This window comes from Kribbella sp. VKM Ac-2568, from assembly GCF_004345365.1.
GTDB lineage: Bacteria > Actinomycetota > Actinomycetes > Propionibacteriales > Kribbellaceae > Kribbella > Kribbella orskensis.
In genome coordinates, this window is sequence record NZ_SLVF01000012.1 from 49,920 (window position 1) to 67,711 (window position 17,792).

The 17,792-nt window shown below is 68.8% G+C and carries 16 protein-coding genes; 10 read left to right on the forward strand and 6 right to left on the reverse strand.

Annotated features, from left to right (window positions below; translation table 11 throughout):
* Positions 1-50 precede the first annotated feature (50 nt).
* The 4 genes from EV648_RS30850 (at position 51) to ligA (ending at position 5,785) form a co-directional block, all read left to right on the forward strand.
* Entirely contained in the window at positions 51-1,253 is a 1,203-nt protein-coding gene (locus tag EV648_RS30850) for a cysteine desulfurase family protein (protein ID WP_132298654.1), read from the forward strand.
* Positions 1,253-2,341 (forward strand): tRNA 2-thiouridine(34) synthase MnmA, encoded by a 1,089-nt coding sequence (gene mnmA / locus EV648_RS30855; RefSeq protein WP_132298655.1) that lies wholly within the window; start codon positions 1,253-1,255, stop codon positions 2,339-2,341. Before EV648_RS30850 ends, mnmA begins: the two co-directional genes overlap by 1 nt.
* A gap of 101 nt (positions 2,342-2,442) precedes the next feature.
* Positions 2,443-3,450 carry a methionine synthase vitamin-B12 independent gene (locus EV648_RS30860; protein WP_132298656.1) on the forward strand — a complete coding sequence of 336 codons (1,008 nt, stop codon included), beginning with the start codon at positions 2,443-2,445 and terminating at the stop codon, positions 3,448-3,450.
* A gap of 205 nt (positions 3,451-3,655) precedes the next feature.
* Positions 3,656-5,785 carry an NAD-dependent DNA ligase LigA gene (ligA, locus tag EV648_RS30865; protein ID WP_132298657.1) on the forward strand — a complete coding sequence of 710 codons (2,130 nt, stop codon included), beginning with the start codon at positions 3,656-3,658 and terminating at the stop codon, positions 5,783-5,785.
* Positions 5,786-5,841: 56 nt separating this feature from the next.
* Here ligA and EV648_RS44380 read toward each other — a convergent pair whose 3' ends face one another.
* Positions 5,842-6,240 (reverse strand): hypothetical protein, encoded by a 399-nt coding sequence (locus EV648_RS44380; protein WP_241995745.1) that lies wholly within the window; start codon positions 6,238-6,240, stop codon positions 5,842-5,844.
* Between the two features lie 72 nt (positions 6,241-6,312).
* Between EV648_RS44380 and EV648_RS30870 the strand changes: the two genes are divergently transcribed.
* Together EV648_RS30870 and EV648_RS30875 are read left to right on the forward strand one after the other, a co-directional pair.
* A complete protein-coding gene (locus tag EV648_RS30870; protein WP_241995748.1) occupies positions 6,313-7,338 on the forward strand; it encodes a PT domain-containing protein in 1,026 nt (341 codons plus the stop codon).
* A 38-nt stretch (positions 7,339-7,376) separates the two neighbouring features.
* On the forward strand, positions 7,377-7,595 hold the full coding sequence (locus tag EV648_RS30875; RefSeq protein ID WP_132298659.1) for a hypothetical protein: 219 nt from the start codon (positions 7,377-7,379) through the stop codon (positions 7,593-7,595).
* Positions 7,596-7,728: 133 nt separating this feature from the next.
* Here the strand turns inward: EV648_RS30875 and EV648_RS30880 are convergent, their stop codons facing one another.
* Entirely contained in the window at positions 7,729-8,373 is a 645-nt protein-coding gene (locus EV648_RS30880) for an ACT domain-containing protein (RefSeq protein WP_132298660.1), read from the reverse strand.
* A 227-nt stretch (positions 8,374-8,600) separates the two neighbouring features.
* On the opposite strand from EV648_RS30880, the gene gatC reads away from it, so the two are divergent.
* The 3 genes from gatC to gatB are packed head-to-tail and all read left to right on the forward strand — an operon-like array spanning position 8,601 to position 11,919.
* Positions 8,601-8,900: an Asp-tRNA(Asn)/Glu-tRNA(Gln) amidotransferase subunit GatC gene (gene gatC, locus EV648_RS30885; RefSeq protein WP_132195353.1), complete on the forward strand. Its 300-nt coding sequence runs from the start codon at positions 8,601-8,603 to the stop codon at positions 8,898-8,900.
* Positions 8,900-10,405 (forward strand): Asp-tRNA(Asn)/Glu-tRNA(Gln) amidotransferase subunit GatA, encoded by a 1,506-nt coding sequence (gene gatA, locus EV648_RS30890; protein ID WP_132298661.1) that lies wholly within the window; start codon positions 8,900-8,902, stop codon positions 10,403-10,405. Before gatC ends, gatA begins: the two co-directional genes overlap by 1 nt.
* The gene (gene gatB, locus EV648_RS30895; protein WP_132298662.1) at positions 10,402-11,919 is read left to right on the forward strand and encodes an Asp-tRNA(Asn)/Glu-tRNA(Gln) amidotransferase subunit GatB; all 1,518 of its coding nucleotides are present in this window, start codon (positions 10,402-10,404) and stop codon (positions 11,917-11,919) included. Before gatA ends, gatB begins: the two co-directional genes overlap by 4 nt.
* A gap of 50 nt (positions 11,920-11,969) precedes the next feature.
* On the opposite strand, the gene EV648_RS30900 is transcribed toward gatB, so the two are convergent.
* The 4 genes from EV648_RS30900 to EV648_RS30915 all read right to left on the reverse strand — a co-directional run bounded on the left by EV648_RS30900 (position 11,970) and on the right by EV648_RS30915 (position 16,646).
* Positions 11,970-13,130, reverse strand: a complete 1,161-nt coding sequence (locus EV648_RS30900) for a sorbosone dehydrogenase family protein (protein WP_370452756.1) — start codon at positions 13,128-13,130, stop codon at positions 11,970-11,972.
* 258 nt (positions 13,131-13,388) lie between these two features.
* On the reverse strand, positions 13,389-13,691 hold the full coding sequence (locus tag EV648_RS30905; protein WP_132298663.1) for a hypothetical protein: 303 nt from the start codon (positions 13,689-13,691) through the stop codon (positions 13,389-13,391).
* A 289-nt stretch (positions 13,692-13,980) separates the two neighbouring features.
* On the reverse strand, positions 13,981-15,270 hold the full coding sequence (locus tag EV648_RS30910; RefSeq protein WP_132298664.1) for a cyclopropane-fatty-acyl-phospholipid synthase family protein: 1,290 nt from the start codon (positions 15,268-15,270) through the stop codon (positions 13,981-13,983).
* Positions 15,267-16,646, reverse strand: coding sequence for an FAD-binding oxidoreductase (locus EV648_RS30915; protein ID WP_241995750.1), 1,380 nt, complete (start codon positions 16,644-16,646; stop codon positions 15,267-15,269). Before EV648_RS30915 ends, EV648_RS30910 begins: the two co-directional genes overlap by 4 nt.
* 197 nt (positions 16,647-16,843) lie before the next feature.
* Here EV648_RS30915 and EV648_RS30920 point away from each other — a divergent pair, with 197 nt between their 5' ends.
* Positions 16,844-17,776: a 2-hydroxyacid dehydrogenase gene (locus EV648_RS30920; RefSeq protein ID WP_132298665.1), complete on the forward strand. Its 933-nt coding sequence runs from the start codon at positions 16,844-16,846 to the stop codon at positions 17,774-17,776.
* The last annotated feature ends 16 nt before the right edge of the window (positions 17,777-17,792 follow it).

A 17,792-nucleotide genomic window follows, 5' to 3' on the forward strand; every position in this document is an offset into this window, starting at 1 on the left:
CGGGGCGGCGGGGCGGGAACATGGGGGGCGGACTTACCCTTGAGGGTGTTATGACTCCTCCCGCTCGTCGCACGGTCTACCTCGACCACGCCGCGACGACTCCGATGCTGCCCGCGGCCATCGAGGCGATGGCCTCCCACCTCGGGCGCACCGGCAACGCCTCTTCCCTGCACGGTTCCGGCCGGGCGGCGCGGCGTACGGTCGAGGAGTCGCGGGAGACCATCGCCGAGGCGCTGAACGCCCAGCCCAGCGAGGTGGTGTTCACCTCCGGCGGCACCGAGGCGGACAACCTGGCGCTGAAGGGCCTGTGGTGGGCCCGGCTGAAGGAGGACCCGCGCCGCCGCCGGATCCTGCTGAGCGGCATCGAGCACCACGCCGTACTGGATCCCGCCGTCTGGCTCGCGCAGCACGAGGGCGCCGAGATCGAGTGGTTGCCGGTCGACGACCTCGGCCGGGTGCACCCCGAGGACGTCCGGCGGGCGATCGAGCAGGACCCGGACTCTGTGTCGTTCGTCACGCTGATGATGGCCAACAACGAGGTCGGCACCCTCCAGCCGATCAAGGAGATCGCCGCGGTCGCCAAGGCGTACGAGATCCCCGTGCACACCGACGCCGTTCAGGCGGTCGGGCAGGTGCCGGTGGACTTCGCCGACCTCGGCGTCGACGCGATGACGATCTCCGCCCACAAGGTCGGCGGTCCGTACGGGATCGGCGCGCTGGTGGTCCGCAAGGAGACCAAGCTGGTGCCGATCGTGCACGGCGGCGGACAGGAGCGCGACGTACGGTCCGGCACCCTCGACACCCCGGCGACCGCCGGGTTCGCCGTCGCGATCGAGCACGCGGTCAAGCACCAGGCCGACGAGGCGCGGCGGCTGATCGAGCTGCGCGACCACTTGATCGACGGGATCACCACCACCGTGCCGGGCGCGAAGCTGTCCGGCGACCCGGTCGGCCGTTTGCCCGCCAACGCACACTTGTCGTTCAAGGACTGCGAGGGCGACTCGCTGCTGCTCCTGCTGGACGCGCGCGGCATCGAGGTCTCCACCGGGTCCGCGTGCAACGCCGGCGTGGCCGAGCCGAGCCACGTGCTGCTGGCGATGGGGTACGACGACCAGCGGGCGCGCGGGTCGCTCCGGTTCACCCTGGGGCACACGTCCACCCGGGCCGACGTGGACGCCGTACTGGACGCGATCGGGCCGGTCGTCGAGCGGGCGATGTCCGCGGGATTGCAGAACGTGGGAAGGAACAACTGATGCGGGTACTCGCAGCCATGTCCGGCGGGGTCGACTCCGCCGTCGCGGCGGCGCGGATGGCCGAGGCCGGACACGACGTGGTCGGCGTCCACCTCGCCCTGAGCCGGAACCCGCAGTCGTACCGCAGTGGCGCCCGCGGCTGCTGCACGATCGAGGACTCCCGGGACGCGCGCCGCGCCGCCGACGTGATCGGCATCCCCTTCTACATCTGGGACCTGGCCGAGCGCTTCCACGCGGACGTGGTCGAGGACTTCGTCGCGGAGTATGCGGCCGGCCGTACGCCGAACCCGTGCCTGCGGTGCAACGAGAAGGTCAAGTTCAGCGCGGTGCTCGAGCGCGCTCTGGCACTGGACTTCGACGCGGTCGCGACCGGGCACTACGCGCAGATCGTGGAGACCCCGTCCGGTCGCGAGCTGCACCGCGCGGTGGACCCGGCCAAGGACCAGTCGTACGTGCTCGGCGTGCTCACGCAAGCGCAGCTGAAGCACGCGTTCTTCCCGCTCGGCGACACCCCCAAGACCGAGATCCGGGCCGAGGCCGAGCGTCGCGGCCTGGCGGTGGCGGCCAAGCCGGACAGCCACGACATCTGCTTCATTGCCGACGGCAACACCGCGGGCTTCCTCGGCAAGCAGCTGGGCGAGGCGCCGGGGGACATCGTCGACGCCCAGGGCAACAAGCTCGGCGAGCACATGGGCACCCACGGCTTCACCGTCGGCCAGCGCAAGGGCCTGAAGATCGGTACTCCGGCCGCCGACGGCAAGCCCCGCTTCGTCCTCGACATCTCCCCGGTGGAGCGGACCGTCACGGTCGGGTCCCGCGCGGAGCTCGCGGTCGAGCGGCTGACGGCGTCCAACCCACGCTGGTGCGGCGCGGCCCCGACCGAGACCATCCAGGCCAAGGCCCAGCTCCGCGCGCACGGCGAGGAGATCGCGGTCACTGCGCGGCTCGAGGAAGGCAAGGTCTTCGTCGAGTTCGACGAGCCGGCGGACGCGGTCGCCCCCGGCCAGGCGGTCGTCCTGTACGACGGCACGCGCGTGATCGGCTCAGCCACCATCGACACGGTCGAGCGCGCAACCCAGAAGGTCTGACCCGTGCTCCGCCCAAAGCACACCTGCGAGCGCTGCACCGCGATCGCCACCAGGACGCCCGGCCGGGTGACCCGGTACCTCCAGCGGAACAGGAACCACCCGTGAGCAGTCCTTTCGGCCCAGCGGCGACCACCGGAATGGGATCGCTGCCCGGCGAGGACATGCACGAGTGGGTGCGGGCGGTTCTGGACACCGTCAGCATTCCGTTCCTCCCAGAGCTACCGGCCCGCCCATACGGCGACATGGTGAGCCGGGCAGCGGGTCTGGTGACACAGCTGGCGATGGACCTGCAGCCCGCAGGTTGGCGGTTGACCGGCGGCAGCGACCCGCGGGCGAGCCTGGACCAGCGCCGGGCGCGGTCGCGTCTCCTGCAGGACCTGGACGTCCTGGAAGAGCTTGCCGACGGATACACCGGCCCGCTGAAGCTGCAGGTCACCGGGCCCTGGACACTCGCTGCCACAGTCGAACTACCTCGCGGCGACAAGGTGCTCGCTGACTACGGAGCCCGGCGCGACTTGGCGGAGGCCTTGGCCCATGCGCTCCAGGAACACGCCGCAGAAGTACGGCGACGTATCCCCGGGGCTGAGCTCGTCGTACAACTGGATGAGCCGGGGTTGCCCGCAGTCCTGGCTGGGGCTGTCCCGACGGCCAGCGGGTGGGGCAAGCACCGCTCCGTCGACGGACCGGGTGCTGTGGACCTCCTCAGCCGAGCAGTCGAGTCTGTAGCGCCGGCGATCACTCTGGTGCACTGCTGCGCGGCCAGGCCTCCTATAGAGGTGTTCCGGAAGGCCGGAGCTCAGGGAGTGGCTGTAGACCTGGGGCTCCTCACAGAGCAGGCCTGGGAGCAGATCGCCCTGGCGGTAGAGGACGGTGTCACTCTCTACGCAGGCGTGGTGCCGACCACCGGGCCGATCCCGCACCCGGAGAAGGCAGCCGAGCCACTGACCCGCCGCTGGCACGAGATCGGTCTGTCGCAATCGAGCCTGGCCGATGTGGTGATCACCCCAGCCTGCGGCCTCGCCGGAGCCCCGTCACCCGCCGACGCCCGGTCCCGTCTGGAAGTGCTCCGCCGCACCGCCGAGTTCATCGCCGAAACCGCCCAGGCCTGACTGTCGAAAGAACGCGCCGGCTGTTCGACGCCTAGGCATGATCGCAAAGTCCCACAACGTGTCACCCACTGCGCTCGCTCCGGTGCTCACCGAGTTCTTCCAGCGCTGAATCCTCGCGTCCGAACAACTGAGGGTCAGGACCGTCGGTTCTTCGGACGCAAGCGAGGTACCGAAGATCGTCGGTGGGCGGCGGTAGGTTTTGCTCATGAGTACGGAGATCCCCGACACCACCGCCGCTGACCAGCCCGCCCCGCCGCCGAAGGTGCGCGAGCGGCATGCCGAGCTGAGCCGGGAGATCGAGGAGCACCGGTTCCGCTACTACATGGCGGCCTCGACCATCTCCGACGCCGACTTCGACGAGCTGATGCACGAGCTGCAACGGATCGAGGAGGAGTACCCCGAGCTCCGAACCCCGGACTCCCCGACGCAGAAGGTCGGCATCCCGATCTCGACGCTGTTCACCGCGGTCGACCACCCGACCCGGATGGAGAGCCTGGCGAACGCGTTCTCCGCCGAGCAGATGGATGCCTGGGCGAAGAGGTTGGAGCGCGAAGTCACGGTCAAGCAGATCCACGACAGCGGCTTCCTCTGCGAGCTCAAGGTCGACGGGCTCGCGCTCGACCTGGTCTACGAGAACGGCCGGCTGGTCACCGGCGCCACCCGCGGCGACGGCCGGACCGGTGAGGACGTCACGCTGAACGTCCGGACCATCAAGAGCATCCCGAACCAGCTGGAAGGCGACGACCTGCCGACCTTCCTCGAGGTCCGCGGCGAGGTGTTCTTCCGGGTCGAGGACTTCGCCGACCTGAACGCGCAACTCGTCGAGGCCGGCAAGGACCCCTTCTCCAACCCGCGCAACGGCGCCGCCGGATCCCTGCGGCAGAAGGACCCCCGGGTCTCCGCGACCCGCCCGCTCCGCTTCGTGGTCCACGGTCTCGGTCGGGTGGAGGGATATCACGTCAGCCGGTTGTCCTCGGCGTACGAGCAGCTGAAGGCATGGGGGCTGCCGGTCAGCGACCGCGCCCGCCGGGTCGGCACGCTCGACGAGGTGAACGAGTTCATCGCGTACTACGGCGAGAACCGGCACTCGGTGGACCACGAGATCGACGGCGTCGTGGTCAAGGTGGACGAGGTCGACCTGCAGCGCGCGCTCGGCTCCACCTCGAGCGCACCGCGCTGGGCGATCGCGTACAAATACCCGCCGGAGGAGGTCACCACCAAGCTCCTCGCCATCGAGGTCAACGTCGGCCGCACCGGCCGCGTCACCCCGTACGGCGTGATGGAACCGGTCCGGGTGGCCGGCTCGACGGTGGAGTTCGCCACCCTCCACAACGCCAAGGAGGTCGAGCGCAAGGGCGTCTACCCGGGCGACACCGTCGTGCTGCGCAAGGCGGGCGACGTGATCCCGGAGATCCTCGGCCCGGTGATCGAGCTGCGCCCGGACGACGCGGCGCCCTGGGTGATGCCGACCGAGTGTCCCTCCTGCGGGACCGTGCTGCGGCCGATGAAGGAGGGGGACATCGACATCCGCTGCCCCAACTCTCGGTCCTGCCCGGCGCAGTTGCGCGAGCGGCTCTTCCACCTGGCCGGCCGGTCCGCGTTCGACATCGAGGTGCTCGGCTTCAAGGCCGCGGACGCGTTGATCAGCAGCGGGCTGATCGCCGACGAGGGCGACCTGTTCGCGCTGACCGACGAAGACCTGGCCAGCAGTTCCTTCTTCACCACCAAGGCCGGGACGCTGTCGGCCAACTCGCAGAAGCTGGTCGCGAACCTCGAGCAGGCGAAGACCCAGCCGCTGTCCCGCGGGCTCGTCGCGCTGTCGATTCGGCACGTCGGGCCGACCGCGGCGGCCGCACTCGCCGCGGCGTACGACGACATCGACGCGATCCGGTCCGCCTCGGAGGAGGAGCTGTCCCAGATCGAGGGGGTCGGCCCGACCATCGCGCACGCGGTGATCGAGTGGTTCGAGATCGACTGGCACCAGGCGATCGTGGACAAGTGGAAGGCCGCCGGCGTGCAGTTGCGCCAGGAGCGGATCGGCCCGAGCGTCGAGCAGACGCTGACCGGGCTGTCGATCGTGGTCACCGGCACGGTCGAGGGATTCAGCCGCGACGAGGCGACCGAGGCGATCGTGTCGCGCGGTGGCAAGGTGGCCGGCTCGGTGTCGAAGAAGACGTCGTTCGTGGTGGTCGGCGACTCGCCGGGCTCCAAGTACGACAAGGCCGTCCAGCTCGGCGTACCGATTCTGGACTCGACCGGATTCCAAGCCCTGTTGGAAGAAGGGCCCGACGCGGCCGCCGCGCTGGCGACGAACCCCGCGCCTGAAGATGCATAGCTGACAGGTGGGATCCGGCGCGGGTACTGAGCCGTCGGACTGTTAGTTTGCACCTTCTACACGTGGGTTTCTAAGGAGCGCATATGACGACGCCGCCACAAGGGCCGTGGGGTCCTGGGCAGCCGGGGGGCCAGCCGGGCGGGCAAGGGGGACAGCCAGGTCAAGGTGGCTGGGGACAGCAGCCGGGCCAGGGTGGCGGTGGCTGGGGCCAGCGCCCCGGTGACCAGCAGCCCGGTCAACCACCTGTCCAGCCGGGCCAGGGCCAACCTCCGCAGCAAGGTGGTGGCTGGGGCCAGCAGCCTCAGCACCCGGGCCAGGGCCAGCAGCCAGGGCAGGGGCAGCAGCCCGGCCAAGGCGGTTGGGGCCAGCGCCCCGGTGGCCAGCAAGGTGGTCAGCAGCCTGGTGGGTACCAGCAGCAGCCCTGGGGACAGGGACAGCAGCAGGGCTGGCAGCACCAGCAGCAGGGCGGCCCTCAGCAGCCCTGGCAGCCCGGTGGACCGAACAAGGGTGGTCTGCCCAAGGACAAGATGCCGCTGTTCGTCGGCGGTGGTCTGATCGCGCTGGTTCTGGTCGGTCTGCTGATCTTCCTGGGCGTCAAGGCGCTCGGCGGAGACGACGAGCCCATCTCCAACCCGACCACCACGACGCAGCCGACGGGCGACCCCTCCACGGAGCCGTCCGGCGAGCCATCAGGTGAGCCGAGCGGTGAACCGTCCACTCCGGCCGGTGGCGAGCTCGGCAACGCGACCGGTCAGGCGAAGTCCGCGACCGACAAGTTGCAGGCCGACGGGTACCAGTGCAGCGACCTGTTCAACGGCGCGCAGGGTGCGCACCGCGGCTGCTTCAAGTACAAGGACGCGACGTCGGCCGAGGCGATCTTCCAGTTCCAGCCGGACGGCGCCATCATCGGCGTGCTGCTGCGGTCCGAGGACTCGGACAACATCAACAACGCCAAGGTCACCTTCGACGCGGCGCTGCAGGCGATCGGCAACGACACCTTCGGCGGCAGCGAGGTGGTCAAGATCCAGGACGCCGTGAAGACCGGCCAGAAGACCGGCAAGATCGGCAGCACCTGGGGCGAGTTCCAGCTCCGCAACAACGGTGACGACCTGCAGCTTTCCGGCGGCAAGTCCGGCTCCGACTCGTACGACCTGCCCCGCAAGCAGTTCACCACCACCGAGGCCCAGATGTACGCGGCGCTGAAGCCGAAGCAGTACACCTGCACCTCGTCCTGCCGCAAGACGGTCGGCAAGTACGGCTCGCAGAGCATCTACGGGTACGGCGGCACCAGCGGCGGCATCCGGTCCTTCGAGATGCGCGCCTCGGGTGAGCCGGCCGATGTGCAGGCGGCCATCCCGGCGGTCATCGCCGACGGGTTCGCGGCGGTCCAGGGACCGGACGTGGCGGCGCTGAAGGCGTACGTCGAGGCACACAACGACGGCAAGTCGTACGCTTCTTATGTGTCCGGGTGGCGGGTGGAGATCACCGGCAACAACGACGACAGCTACCGGTCGCAGACGATCTCCATCCGTTACGAGTCGTTCTACGTGTGAGCCGCGGTCTGAAGGATCGCGACGAAGCCTGAGGTGAGATGAAGCGCGATCGGCGGGAGCGCCGGGCGGTGGTCAAACCGCCGCCCGAGTCGCTCCAGCGGGTGGACGGGGGCGGCCCTTGGGGGCCGACCCAGTTCGACCTGCCGGAACGCGACGGCAGCAACGTCCAGGCGGTCGTGATGGTCGCCCTGGTCGGTTTCGTCATCCTGCTGATCATCGCCGGGCTCTGGACCCTCGCCTACTTCCAGCTGAACTAGGGCGTGTCTCCCAATTCCCTGCGTGCTGTGCGGCACTGCAGGGAATTGGGAGACACGCCCTAGCGACGTGATACGTGAAAGTGGGGCCTCCTGGTGCAGGAGGCCCCACTTTTGCTGTCTGGGTGCGCTAGCTCTACGCGGTGGCGCGGATGGTGACCGCGAGGCTGGCCAGGTAGCTCAGGCGAGCGACCTCGGACCCGAGGAACTCGGGACCGCCGCGGCGGCCGATCACCAGCACCCGGCGGTTCGACTCCAGCGGCGCCGCGACCAGGACCGACTCGGCCAGGCCCTTGTGATCCGGAGCAACCAGCGTCGTCGCCTTCTCGAGCGGCAGCCACTGGTCGACCAACTGGCCGAACTCAGGCGTGGCGCTCGTCTCCAGCGCGACCTTGATCTCGCTGCCGGTTCCGTCCAGCAATGCGGCCCAGTCTGCGTGCAGGACTGCGGGGGCCTGCTCGACCAGGATGTCGACCGCCTCGGCCGGAGCGGAGGTCATCTGCTCGACGGCTTCGAGGTCCATGTGCAGTCCGCCGCCGGCGCCGTACCGGGAGAACCAGATCACTTCGACGTCGGGCACGCTGTTGCAGGCGGAGACAAGGCGGTCGGGCAGGACGCCCTGCGGCAGGTCGACCACGATGTCGTCGACGGCGGTGCCGTTCTCGCGCCGGTGCTCCACGATCTCGATCGCGTGGATGTCGGCGTTCACCTCGCCGAGAGCCGTCGCCACGGTGCCCAGCGAACCGGGCCGATCGGGGATGATCAATCGCAGCAGGAACACCGAACGATCATCTCCCACCCGAATACCGCGCACGTTACGCCCTGTCGCGGACCATGTTACAGAGCGGAACAAACTGACACGCCCGGGGCTCTCATCTGGTCATCATTTTCGGCCCCGGGGAATCGGCAACACAGGTGTCACACCGGCCTACTAGGATGGGCCGGTCCGCAGGTGTGAGTCGCTTCCGACGCACCTCAGTAACTCGCTGTTGACCATTGGATCCCTTCATGCCATCGATTACCCGCGAAGAGGTCGCGCACCTCGCGCGACTGGCGCGGATCGAGCTCTCCGACGACGAGCTCGACCACCTCGCACCGCAGCTCGACCAGATCATCGGCCTGGTCGCGCAGGTCAGCGACGTGGCCGCCGAGGACATCCCGCCGACCTCGCACGCGTTGCCGCTGAGCAACGTGATGCGCGAGGACGTGAACGTTCCGTGCCTGACGCCGGAGCAGGCGCTGTCCGGCGCGCCGGCCGCGGAGGAGCAGCGTTTCCGGGTGCCGCGGATCCTGAGCGAGGAGGCGTGATGAGCGATCTGACCCGAAAGACCGCGGTGGAGCTCGCGGACCTGATGAGCAGCGGCGAGACCAGCTCGGCGGAGATCACCCAGGCGCACCTGGACCGGATCGCCGCCACGGATACCGCAGTACACGCGTTCCTGCACGTGGACACCGAGGGCGCGCTGGCGCAGGCGGCCGACGTCGACTCGCGCCGGGCCGCGGGGGAGAAGCTCGGCCCGCTGGCCGGCGTACCGCTGGCGCTGAAGGACGTGCTCACCCAGGAGGGTGTGCCGACCACCGCCGGCTCGAAGATCCTCGAGGGCTGGAAGCCGCCGTACGACTCGACCGTGGTGAAGCGGTTGCGGGCGGCCGGCATCGTCATCCTCGGCAAGACGAACATGGACGAGTTCGCGATGGGCTCGTCGACGGAGAACTCGGCGTATGGCACGACGCACAACCCGTGGGACCTGAACCGGATCCCCGGTGGTTCCGGGGGTGGTTCCTCGGCCGCGGTCTCGGCGTACCAGGCACCGCTGGCGATCGGGACCGACACCGGTGGCTCGATCCGCCAGCCCGCCGCTTTCACCGGGACGGTCGGCATCAAGCCGACGTACGGCGGGACGTCGCGGTACGGGTTGATCGCGCTGGCGAGCAGCCTGGACACCCCAGGCCCGTGCGCGCGGACCACCCTCGACGCGGCCCTGCTGCACGAGGCGATCGCAGGCTGGGACCCGATGGACTCCACCTCGATCAACCAGGACGTGCCGCCGGTGGTCGCGGCGGCGCGGAACGGTGACGTCACCGGGATGCGGATCGGCGTGGTGAAGGAGCTCGGCGGCGAGGGGTACCAGCCCGGCGTCGGGGCCCGCTTCCACGAGGCGGTCGAGCTGCTCACCAAGCTCGGCGCCGAGGTGGTCGAGGTGTCCTGCCCGCACTTCCAGTACGCGCTGCCGGCGTACTACCTGATCCTGCCGAGCGAGGCCTCGTCCAACCTGGCCAAGTTCGACGCGATGCGGTTCGGCCTGCGGGTCGGCGACGACGGCGAGAACGACGCGGAGAAGGTGATGAGCCTGACCCGCGAGGCCGGGTTCGGCGACGAGGTCAAGCGCCGGATCATGCTCGGCACGCACGCCCTGTCCAGCGGCTACTACGACGCGTACTACGGCCAGGCGCAGAAGGTCCGCACGCTGATCGCGCGGGACTTCGCTCGGGCTTACGAGCAGGTCGACGTGCTCGTCTCGCCCGCGACGCCGACCACGGCGTTCGCGATCGGCGACCGGGTGAACGACCCGATCGCCATGTACAAGAACGACCTCTGCACCATCCCGTCGAACCTGGCGGGCAACGCGGCGGCGTCGTTCCCGGTCGGCCTGGCCGACGAGGACGGCATGCCGGTCGGCTTCCACGTGATGGCCCCGGTGATGCGCGACGACCTGCTGTACCAGGTGGGGGCCGCGCTGGAGAGCGCCCTGGCCGACCAGTGGGGCGGCGTCCTGATGTCGAAGGCTCCGGAACTGGAGGTCACCCGATGACTGTTGTTGCCGATGTGCTGCCCATCGACGAGGCGCTGGCGCAGTACGACCCGGTGATGGGTCTCGAGGTCCATGTCGAGCTGAACACAAAGTCGAAGATGTTCTGCGGCTGCCCGACCGAGTTCGGCGCGCCGCCGAACACCCAGACCTGTCCGGTCTGCCTCGGCCTGCCCGGCGCGCTGCCGGTGGTGAACGCGCGCGCGGTCGAGTCCGCCATCAAGATCGGCCTCGCGCTGAACTGCGAGATCGCCGAGTGGTGCCGGTTCGCCCGGAAGAACTACTTCTACCCGGACATGCCGAAGAACTTCCAGACGTCGCAGTACGACGAGCCGATCGCCTTCAACGGGTGGACCGAGGTCACTATCCCCAGCGGCGACGGTGAGACTGAGACCTATCGCATCGAGATCGAGCGCGCCCACATGGAGGAGGACACCGGCAAGTCCACCCACGTCGGTGGCGCGACCGGCCGGATCCACGGCGCCTCGCACTCCCTGGTGGACTACAACCGGGCCGGCATCCCGCTGATCGAGATCGTCACCAAGACGATCGAGGTGCCGCCGGCGAAGGCCGCCGCTGTCGCGCGTGCGTACGTGAGCATGCTGCGGGATCTGCTGCTGGCGCTGGACGTCTCCGACGTACGGATGGACCAGGGGTCGCTGCGGTGCGACGCGAACGTGTCGCTGAAGCCTCACGGCTCTTCGGCTCTGGGCACGCGGACCGAGACGAAGAACGTGAACTCGTTCCGGTCGGTCGAGCGCGCGATCACCTACGAGATCACCCGGCAGGCGGCGATCCTGTCGACCGGCGGCAAGATCCTGCAGGAGACCCGGCACTGGCACGAGGACACCGGCATCACCACCTCGGGCCGGGAGAAGTCCGACGCCGACGACTATCGGTACTTCCCGGAGCCGGACCTGGTCCCGGTCGCACCGGCGCGCGAGTGGGTCGAGGAGATCCGCGCGACGTTGCCCGAGGCCCCGCCGGTCCGCCGGGCGCGGCTGCAGACCGAGTGGGGCTTCACCGATCTGGAGATGCGCGACGTCATCAACGGCGGTGCGCTCGAGCTGATCGTGAAGACCGTCGAGCTCGGGGTGGACGCCTCGGCCGCCAAGAAGTGGTGGCTGGGTGAGCTGGCCCGCGCGGCGAACGAGAGCGCCAAGGAGCTCGGCGATCTCGGCGTCGGTCCGGAAGAGGTCGCCGAAGTACAGAAGCTCGTCGACGAAGGTGCGCTGAACGACAAGCTCGCGCGTCAGGTCTTCGACGGCCTGGTGAAGGGCGAGGGCACGCCGGCCGAGATCATCGAGGCGCGCGGTCTTGCGCTGGTGTCCGACGACTCCGCGCTGAGCGAGGCCGTCGACCGGGCGATCGCGGCGAACCCGGACGTGGTGGAGAAGGTCCAGTCGGGCAAGCCCGCCGCGGCCGGCGCGCTGATCGGCGCGGTGATGAAGGACATGCGCGGCCAGGCCGATGCCGCCAAGGTCCGCGAGCTGGTCAACTCCAAGCTCGGGATCTAGGTTCGACACTCCGCTGGGTCCGGCCGCCCCTTGGTGCCGGACCCAGCGGTCTATCTGCTGATGGTGACTCGGAGGATCCGGTCGTCGCCATTCTTGGGGTCGCCGCGGCCGTCGGTGTTGGACGTGGTCAGCCACAGCGATCCGTCCGGAGCCGCCTCGACCGTACGAAGCCGGCCGTACTGCCCGGTGAAGAACGCGACCGGCTCGCCCGTTCGCTTGCCACCGGCAACAGGGATCGCCCAGAGGCGCTCACCCCTGAGGCCCGCCATGAAGATGTGGCCCTGGGCAAACGCTATGCCGGACGGCGACGCGTCACTGGTCTTCCACTGCGCGATCGGATCCACCAGCCCGTCGATCTTGCTGACCCCCTCGGCGCCGGGCCACCCGTAGTTCGCCCCCGCGGTGATCGCGTTCAGCTCGTCCCACGCTTTCTGCCCGAACTCCGCGGCGTACAACTGGTTCCCATCGAACGCGAGCCCCTGGACATTGCGGTGGCCCTTGGAGAACCAGAGCCTGTTCCCGGGATTGCCGGGCGCCGGCTTGCCGTCTGTGGTGATCCGCAGAATCTTGCCGCCGAGCGAGTCGTCGTCCTGCGAGTTCGGCCGATCCGCCCCGTCACCCGTCCCGGCGTACAGGAACCCATCCGGCCCGAACCTGAGCCGGCCCCCGTTGTGGATGGCCGCCGCCGGGATCCCGTCAAGGATCACCTGAGGACTGCTGATCCGGTTGTTGCTGAAGGTCAGCCTGGCGATCCGGTTGTCATCGCCGCTGCTGTAGTAGGCATACACATAAGGCCGCCGCGGATACTCCGGATCCACCGCAAGCCCCAACAACCCACCCTCAGACGACGGATCCACGCCAGGCACCGTCCCGACGTCACTGACGCTGCTCCCGGCAACCCGCTTAACCTTCCCCGAGTCCCGCTCAGCCACAAGCGCACTCTTGTCCGGCAGAAACGCCAACCCCCAAGGCACCTCAATCCCAGTAGCCACATCCCCAGCCACAGCCAACTTCACCGGCCCCGCCGGCGCACTGGTGGTCTTGGCAGGACTACTAGATGCAGCACTACTGGGTTCAGACGTAGTACCCCCAGTAGTCGGGCTGGACGTAGACACAGACGGCTCAGCATCCCCGCCCCCATCCGAGCACCCAGCCAACAACGCAGCCACCACCAGTCCAGCAGACCCGACCTTTGCCCTAAGCACCATCATCTCCTCGCCGCAGCCGAACCTGCCCCCAAAGTACTGACCCCTCCAACGCTCCACCCGCCCCCACCGTTACGCCAGCACAACGCCATAACCCCTCCACCTCCCCACTACACCGCCGCGCAGCCAAAGGTTGCAGACTGGTGCGACGTCGATGGTGCGGCTCAGGCAATGGCCGATGGGTTGGTCACGGTGGAGACACCTGACACCGCTCCCCACTGGACTGACCGGGCGGGACCTTGCCGAGCTGGATGCGCACCAGGCTCAGCACTCAGTCAGGAGCCGGCCGATGACGTCGTGCGCGTCTTCGAGTTCGCGTCCGAACGTGATCAGCTCGTCCTCGGTCAACGGCCGCAGTAACCGCAGGCCCGGCCACGGCGCGAGGTCGGTGCTTGGTTCCGAGCGGGCCGGCTCCGGTGTCGGGTCCTGTGCACGTCGCCTGCCGAAGATGCGCCGCGAGAGCCTCGTCCGGGCCGGGCGGTCCGGCTGGGGGTGTTGCGCGTCTGCGCCGTCGGGCCAAGGACAGCCCCAGAGGAACCACGGATAGCCGAACATGAAGGGCGGCATCTGCTGTCACCACCCTGGATTCGCTTCGCCGCGTGGGCGAGGTCCGGAACATCGTCGACGCAACCACGATCCCCGCTCGCGGCGCCGCGGCGGCAGGGCGTTAGTGCCCGGATCGCAGGGCCAAAGGTCTCCATCGCGACGGACCGTGCGCTCCGAGGAGGACGGACTCCACGGAGTACTGAGGACCTTGCGCAAACTGCGGTAGAGAACGCGCCCCCGGCTCTTCGAGCAGACGGGTTGCTCAGAAGGCAGGAAGGTCGTGGTGATCTTCCTGCCTTCTGGGTGTGGGTCAGCTGAGCCAGGTGGGGCGGAGGGGAAAGTGGGCGTTGGCGTTGGCGTCCAGCTTCACGGCCAGGATTTGGTGTAGTTGGGTGTTGTTGCGTTCGAAGCCGACTCGGCAGGCTGCTAGGTAGAGGCCCCAGACCTTTGCGGTGGGGTAGCCGACCTCCGCGACTGCGGCGTCCCAGTTGGATTCCAGGTTTTCGGACCAGCCGGTCAGGGTCATGGCGTAGTGCTCGCGGAGGTTTTCTTCGTGGCGGACTTCGAAGCCGGCGTCCTGGGCTTCGGCGATGATGCGGCCGGAGCCGATGAGCTCGCCGTCGGGGAAGATGTAGCGGTCGATGAAGGCGCCGGTGGAGCGGTAGCGGTTGTCCGGGCGGGTGATGGTGTGGTTGAGGAGCCGGCCGCCGGGGCGTAGGTGGTCGAGCAGGAAGCCGAAGTACGACGGGTAGTTGCGGACGCCGATGTGTTCGGTGAGGCCGATGGAGCTGATCGCGTCGAAGTCGTGCTCCGAGACGTCGCGATAGTCGGAGAAGCGGACCTCTGCCAGGTCCTCCAGACCCTCGCGCTTGATCGCCTCCTGGGCCCACTCGGCCTGCGCCGCGGAGAGCGTCACACCCAGAGCCTTCACGCCGTACTCGCGGGCCGCGTGGCGGACCATGCCGCCCCAGCCGCAGCCGACGTCGAGCAGGCGCTGCCCCGGCTTGAGGTCCAGCTTGCGCGCGACCAGGTCGTACTTCTCGTACTGCGCTTGCTCCAGCGACGCGTCCTCGGTGGGGAACACCGCGCACGTGTACGTCATCGACGGACCGAGGATGTACTCGTAGAAGGTGTTCGACACGTCGTAGTGGTGGTGGATCGCGGCCTTGTCGCGGCTGCGGGAATGCCGTAGACCTTCGAAGGTACGGCGCCAGCGCGGCAGGTGCTCCTGGGGCGGCGGGGGAGGCGGCTTGAGGTGGCTCCAGCCGAGGCCGCGGACGATCCGCAGGGCCTCCGCGGGCGTGGGTCGCTCGAAGTGGACCTGGTTGAGCATCATCTTCATCAGGTCGTACGGGTTGCCCGGGTGGACGCCCTCGATCTCCAGATCGCCTTGTACGTAAGCCCGGACCAGGCCGAGGTCGCCCGGCGCGGTCAGGATGTACGACAGCCCTCGCTCGGTCGCGAGGTGCATGTGGATCGGGGAGTCCTCGGGCCCGGTCGCGCTGCCGTCGTACGCGGTGAACCGGAAGGGAAGACCGACAGGTGCCACCGCTGTGAGCGCACCTGCGATGGAAACCTGCGTCGTGATCGTTGCGGTCATCGGCGCGTCACCGCCTTTTCGTAGAGCCCGGTGAGCCGGGCGTCGGGGTCGTACCGTTCTTTCACCTCGGTGAGGGCCGGGACGTTGTACAGCTGGTCGAAGGTGTCTCGGTCGTAGTAAGCGTCGGAGTACAGCGATTTGTGCCCGTCGAAGTCGGCGACGGCGGCCTCGATCCGGCGGTTCACGTCGCCGTCGGCGGCGCCCGGGGCGATCGCGACCGTGCCCCAGAAGCCCACGTTGACGTAGGTCTCGTCCGGTTTCAGCGGATACAAGGGCCAGGCGGTGTCCCCGCGCAGCCGCAGCGGGCAGAGCCAGACCGGCCGCATCCCCACCTCGGCGTCGAACCAGCGCAGGAACCCGGCCAGCCTCGACGCCGGGATCTCCACGTCCTGGACGACCCGCTCGCGGTCCGGGTTGCCCTTGCGGCGATTGATGCGCGCGGCAACCTGATGGCGGTTCTCGAACCCGATGATCTTGTGGTAGACGTCGCTGCGCCGCAGCCGCCGCGGCCAGATCCGCCGTACATAGGGGTTCTGCGCGCCGAAGGCCTGCGAGCACCAGAACCAGTCGGTGTCCCACCTCCACAGGTAGTCGTTCGCGGTGAGGAAGTCGGTCGTTCGTTGCTGGATCGACCGGTAGAAGATCTGCTGACCGGTGTAGTCACTTGTCCGTACTACGGCGTCGCTGTTGCGGCCCAACGTCAGATACGCCTCGTCCGGGCTGAACGCGACCCCGTCGACGAAGTGCACCGGTTCGCCCTCGTAGGTGCTGTCGGCAACGATCGACTCGATCGCCGGGCCGAGCTCGTCCAGGCCGAGCCGCACGTGCCGCAGCGCGACGTACGGCGAGATCCGGTCGAGCTCGATCCGCAGCCGGGTCGCGTAGCCGAGCGAGCCGTAGGAGTTCGGGAAGGTCCGGAACAGGTCGGCGTGCTCGCCGTTCGGGCGCGCGGTGACGATCTCGCCGGCGCCGGTCAGGATGTCCAGCTCGAGCACGGACTCGTGCGGCAAGCCGGCGCGGAACGACGACGACTCGATCCCCAGTCCGGTGACCGCGCCGCCGAGCGTGATCGTGCGCAACTGCGGCACGACCATCGGCATCAACCCGTGGGGGAGGGTCGCCGCGACCAGGTCCTCGTACGTACACATGCCCTGGACGTCGGCCGTCCGGCCGACCGGATCGACGCTGATCACACCGGTGAGCCCTGAGACATCGAGCCCTGGAGTGGCCACCTGGGTCCGCGGGCGGAACAGGTTGGAGCTGCGCTTCGCCAGCCGGACCGGTGCACCGGCCGGGATGCGCTGATAGGACTCTCGCAACCGTCCTACCGCCTGATCGTGATCGAGAGTCGAGGCCAGATCCGATGTCGTAGGCACCGATCCAACGTACTCCGAGAATCCGGCCTCGGCACGGAATTCTCACCACCTTCGAGGCCACTTTAGGACCACTCGGTCCAGTGGTTCTACGCCGCGAAAAGATTTCTCCCGACCGGATGTCGAGCGCCCGGCGCCGGCTCCGACGTACCGGGTGAGCGGCTCGAAATCTGTCCGGAGGTGCGAGTAGGTTGCCGATCATGGTTGACGTGGTGAAGACGTGGCTGCCGTGGCAGGACCCGGACAGCTTCCTCGGTGGTCTGCCGGCAGGGTTCGACCCGGACTACTACGTGGGTGGTGACCGGCCGGACTCGCTGGACTCGGTCGAGTTCTACGTGCCCAACTACATGGGCTCGTCCGACGTGGTCGAGGTCATCCGGGACATGCCCGCGCTCAAGGTCGTGCAGACCCAGACGGCCGGGTTCGAGAACCTGCTGCCGCACCTGCGCGAGGGAGTCACCTTGTGCAATGCCCGGGGCGTCCACGACGCGTCCACCGCGGAGTTGGCGGTCGGGCTGATCTTGGCGACGTACCGGCGGCTGCCGCGTGCGGTGAAGAACCAGGAGCGCGGCGAGTGGCCTTCGTCGTACCGGGAGCTCGACGACTCGCTCGCCGACCGGACCGTGCTGATCCTCGGCTACGGGTCGATCGGGGAGGCGTTGGAGCGGCGGCTCGACGGGTTCGAGTGCGACGTGATCCGAGTGGCGCGGCGGGCGCGGGACGGCGTTCACCCCACCACCGACCTGCCGAGGTTGCTGCCGCGGGCCGACGTCGTGGTGCTGCTGACGCCGGCGACCGACGAGACGCGCGGGATGGTCGACGCCAAGTTCCTCGCCCAGCTCAAGGACGGCGCGCTGCTCGTCAACGTCGCGCGCGGAGTCGTCGTGGACACCGACGCGTTGCTCGGCGAACTGACCACCGAGCGGATCCACGCGGCCCTGGACGTGACGGATCCCGAGCCGCTGCCCGCCGGGCATCCGCTGTGGGCTGCTCCGAACGTGCTGATCAACCCGCACCGCGGCGGCGCCTCGACAGCGTTCGAGCCGCGGGTGGCGAGGCTGGTCCGCGCCCAGCTGGAGCGCTATGCCAAGGGTGAACCACTGATCAACATCGTGGCGGGGCCGCCGCGTTGAAACCATGCGCGTCAAA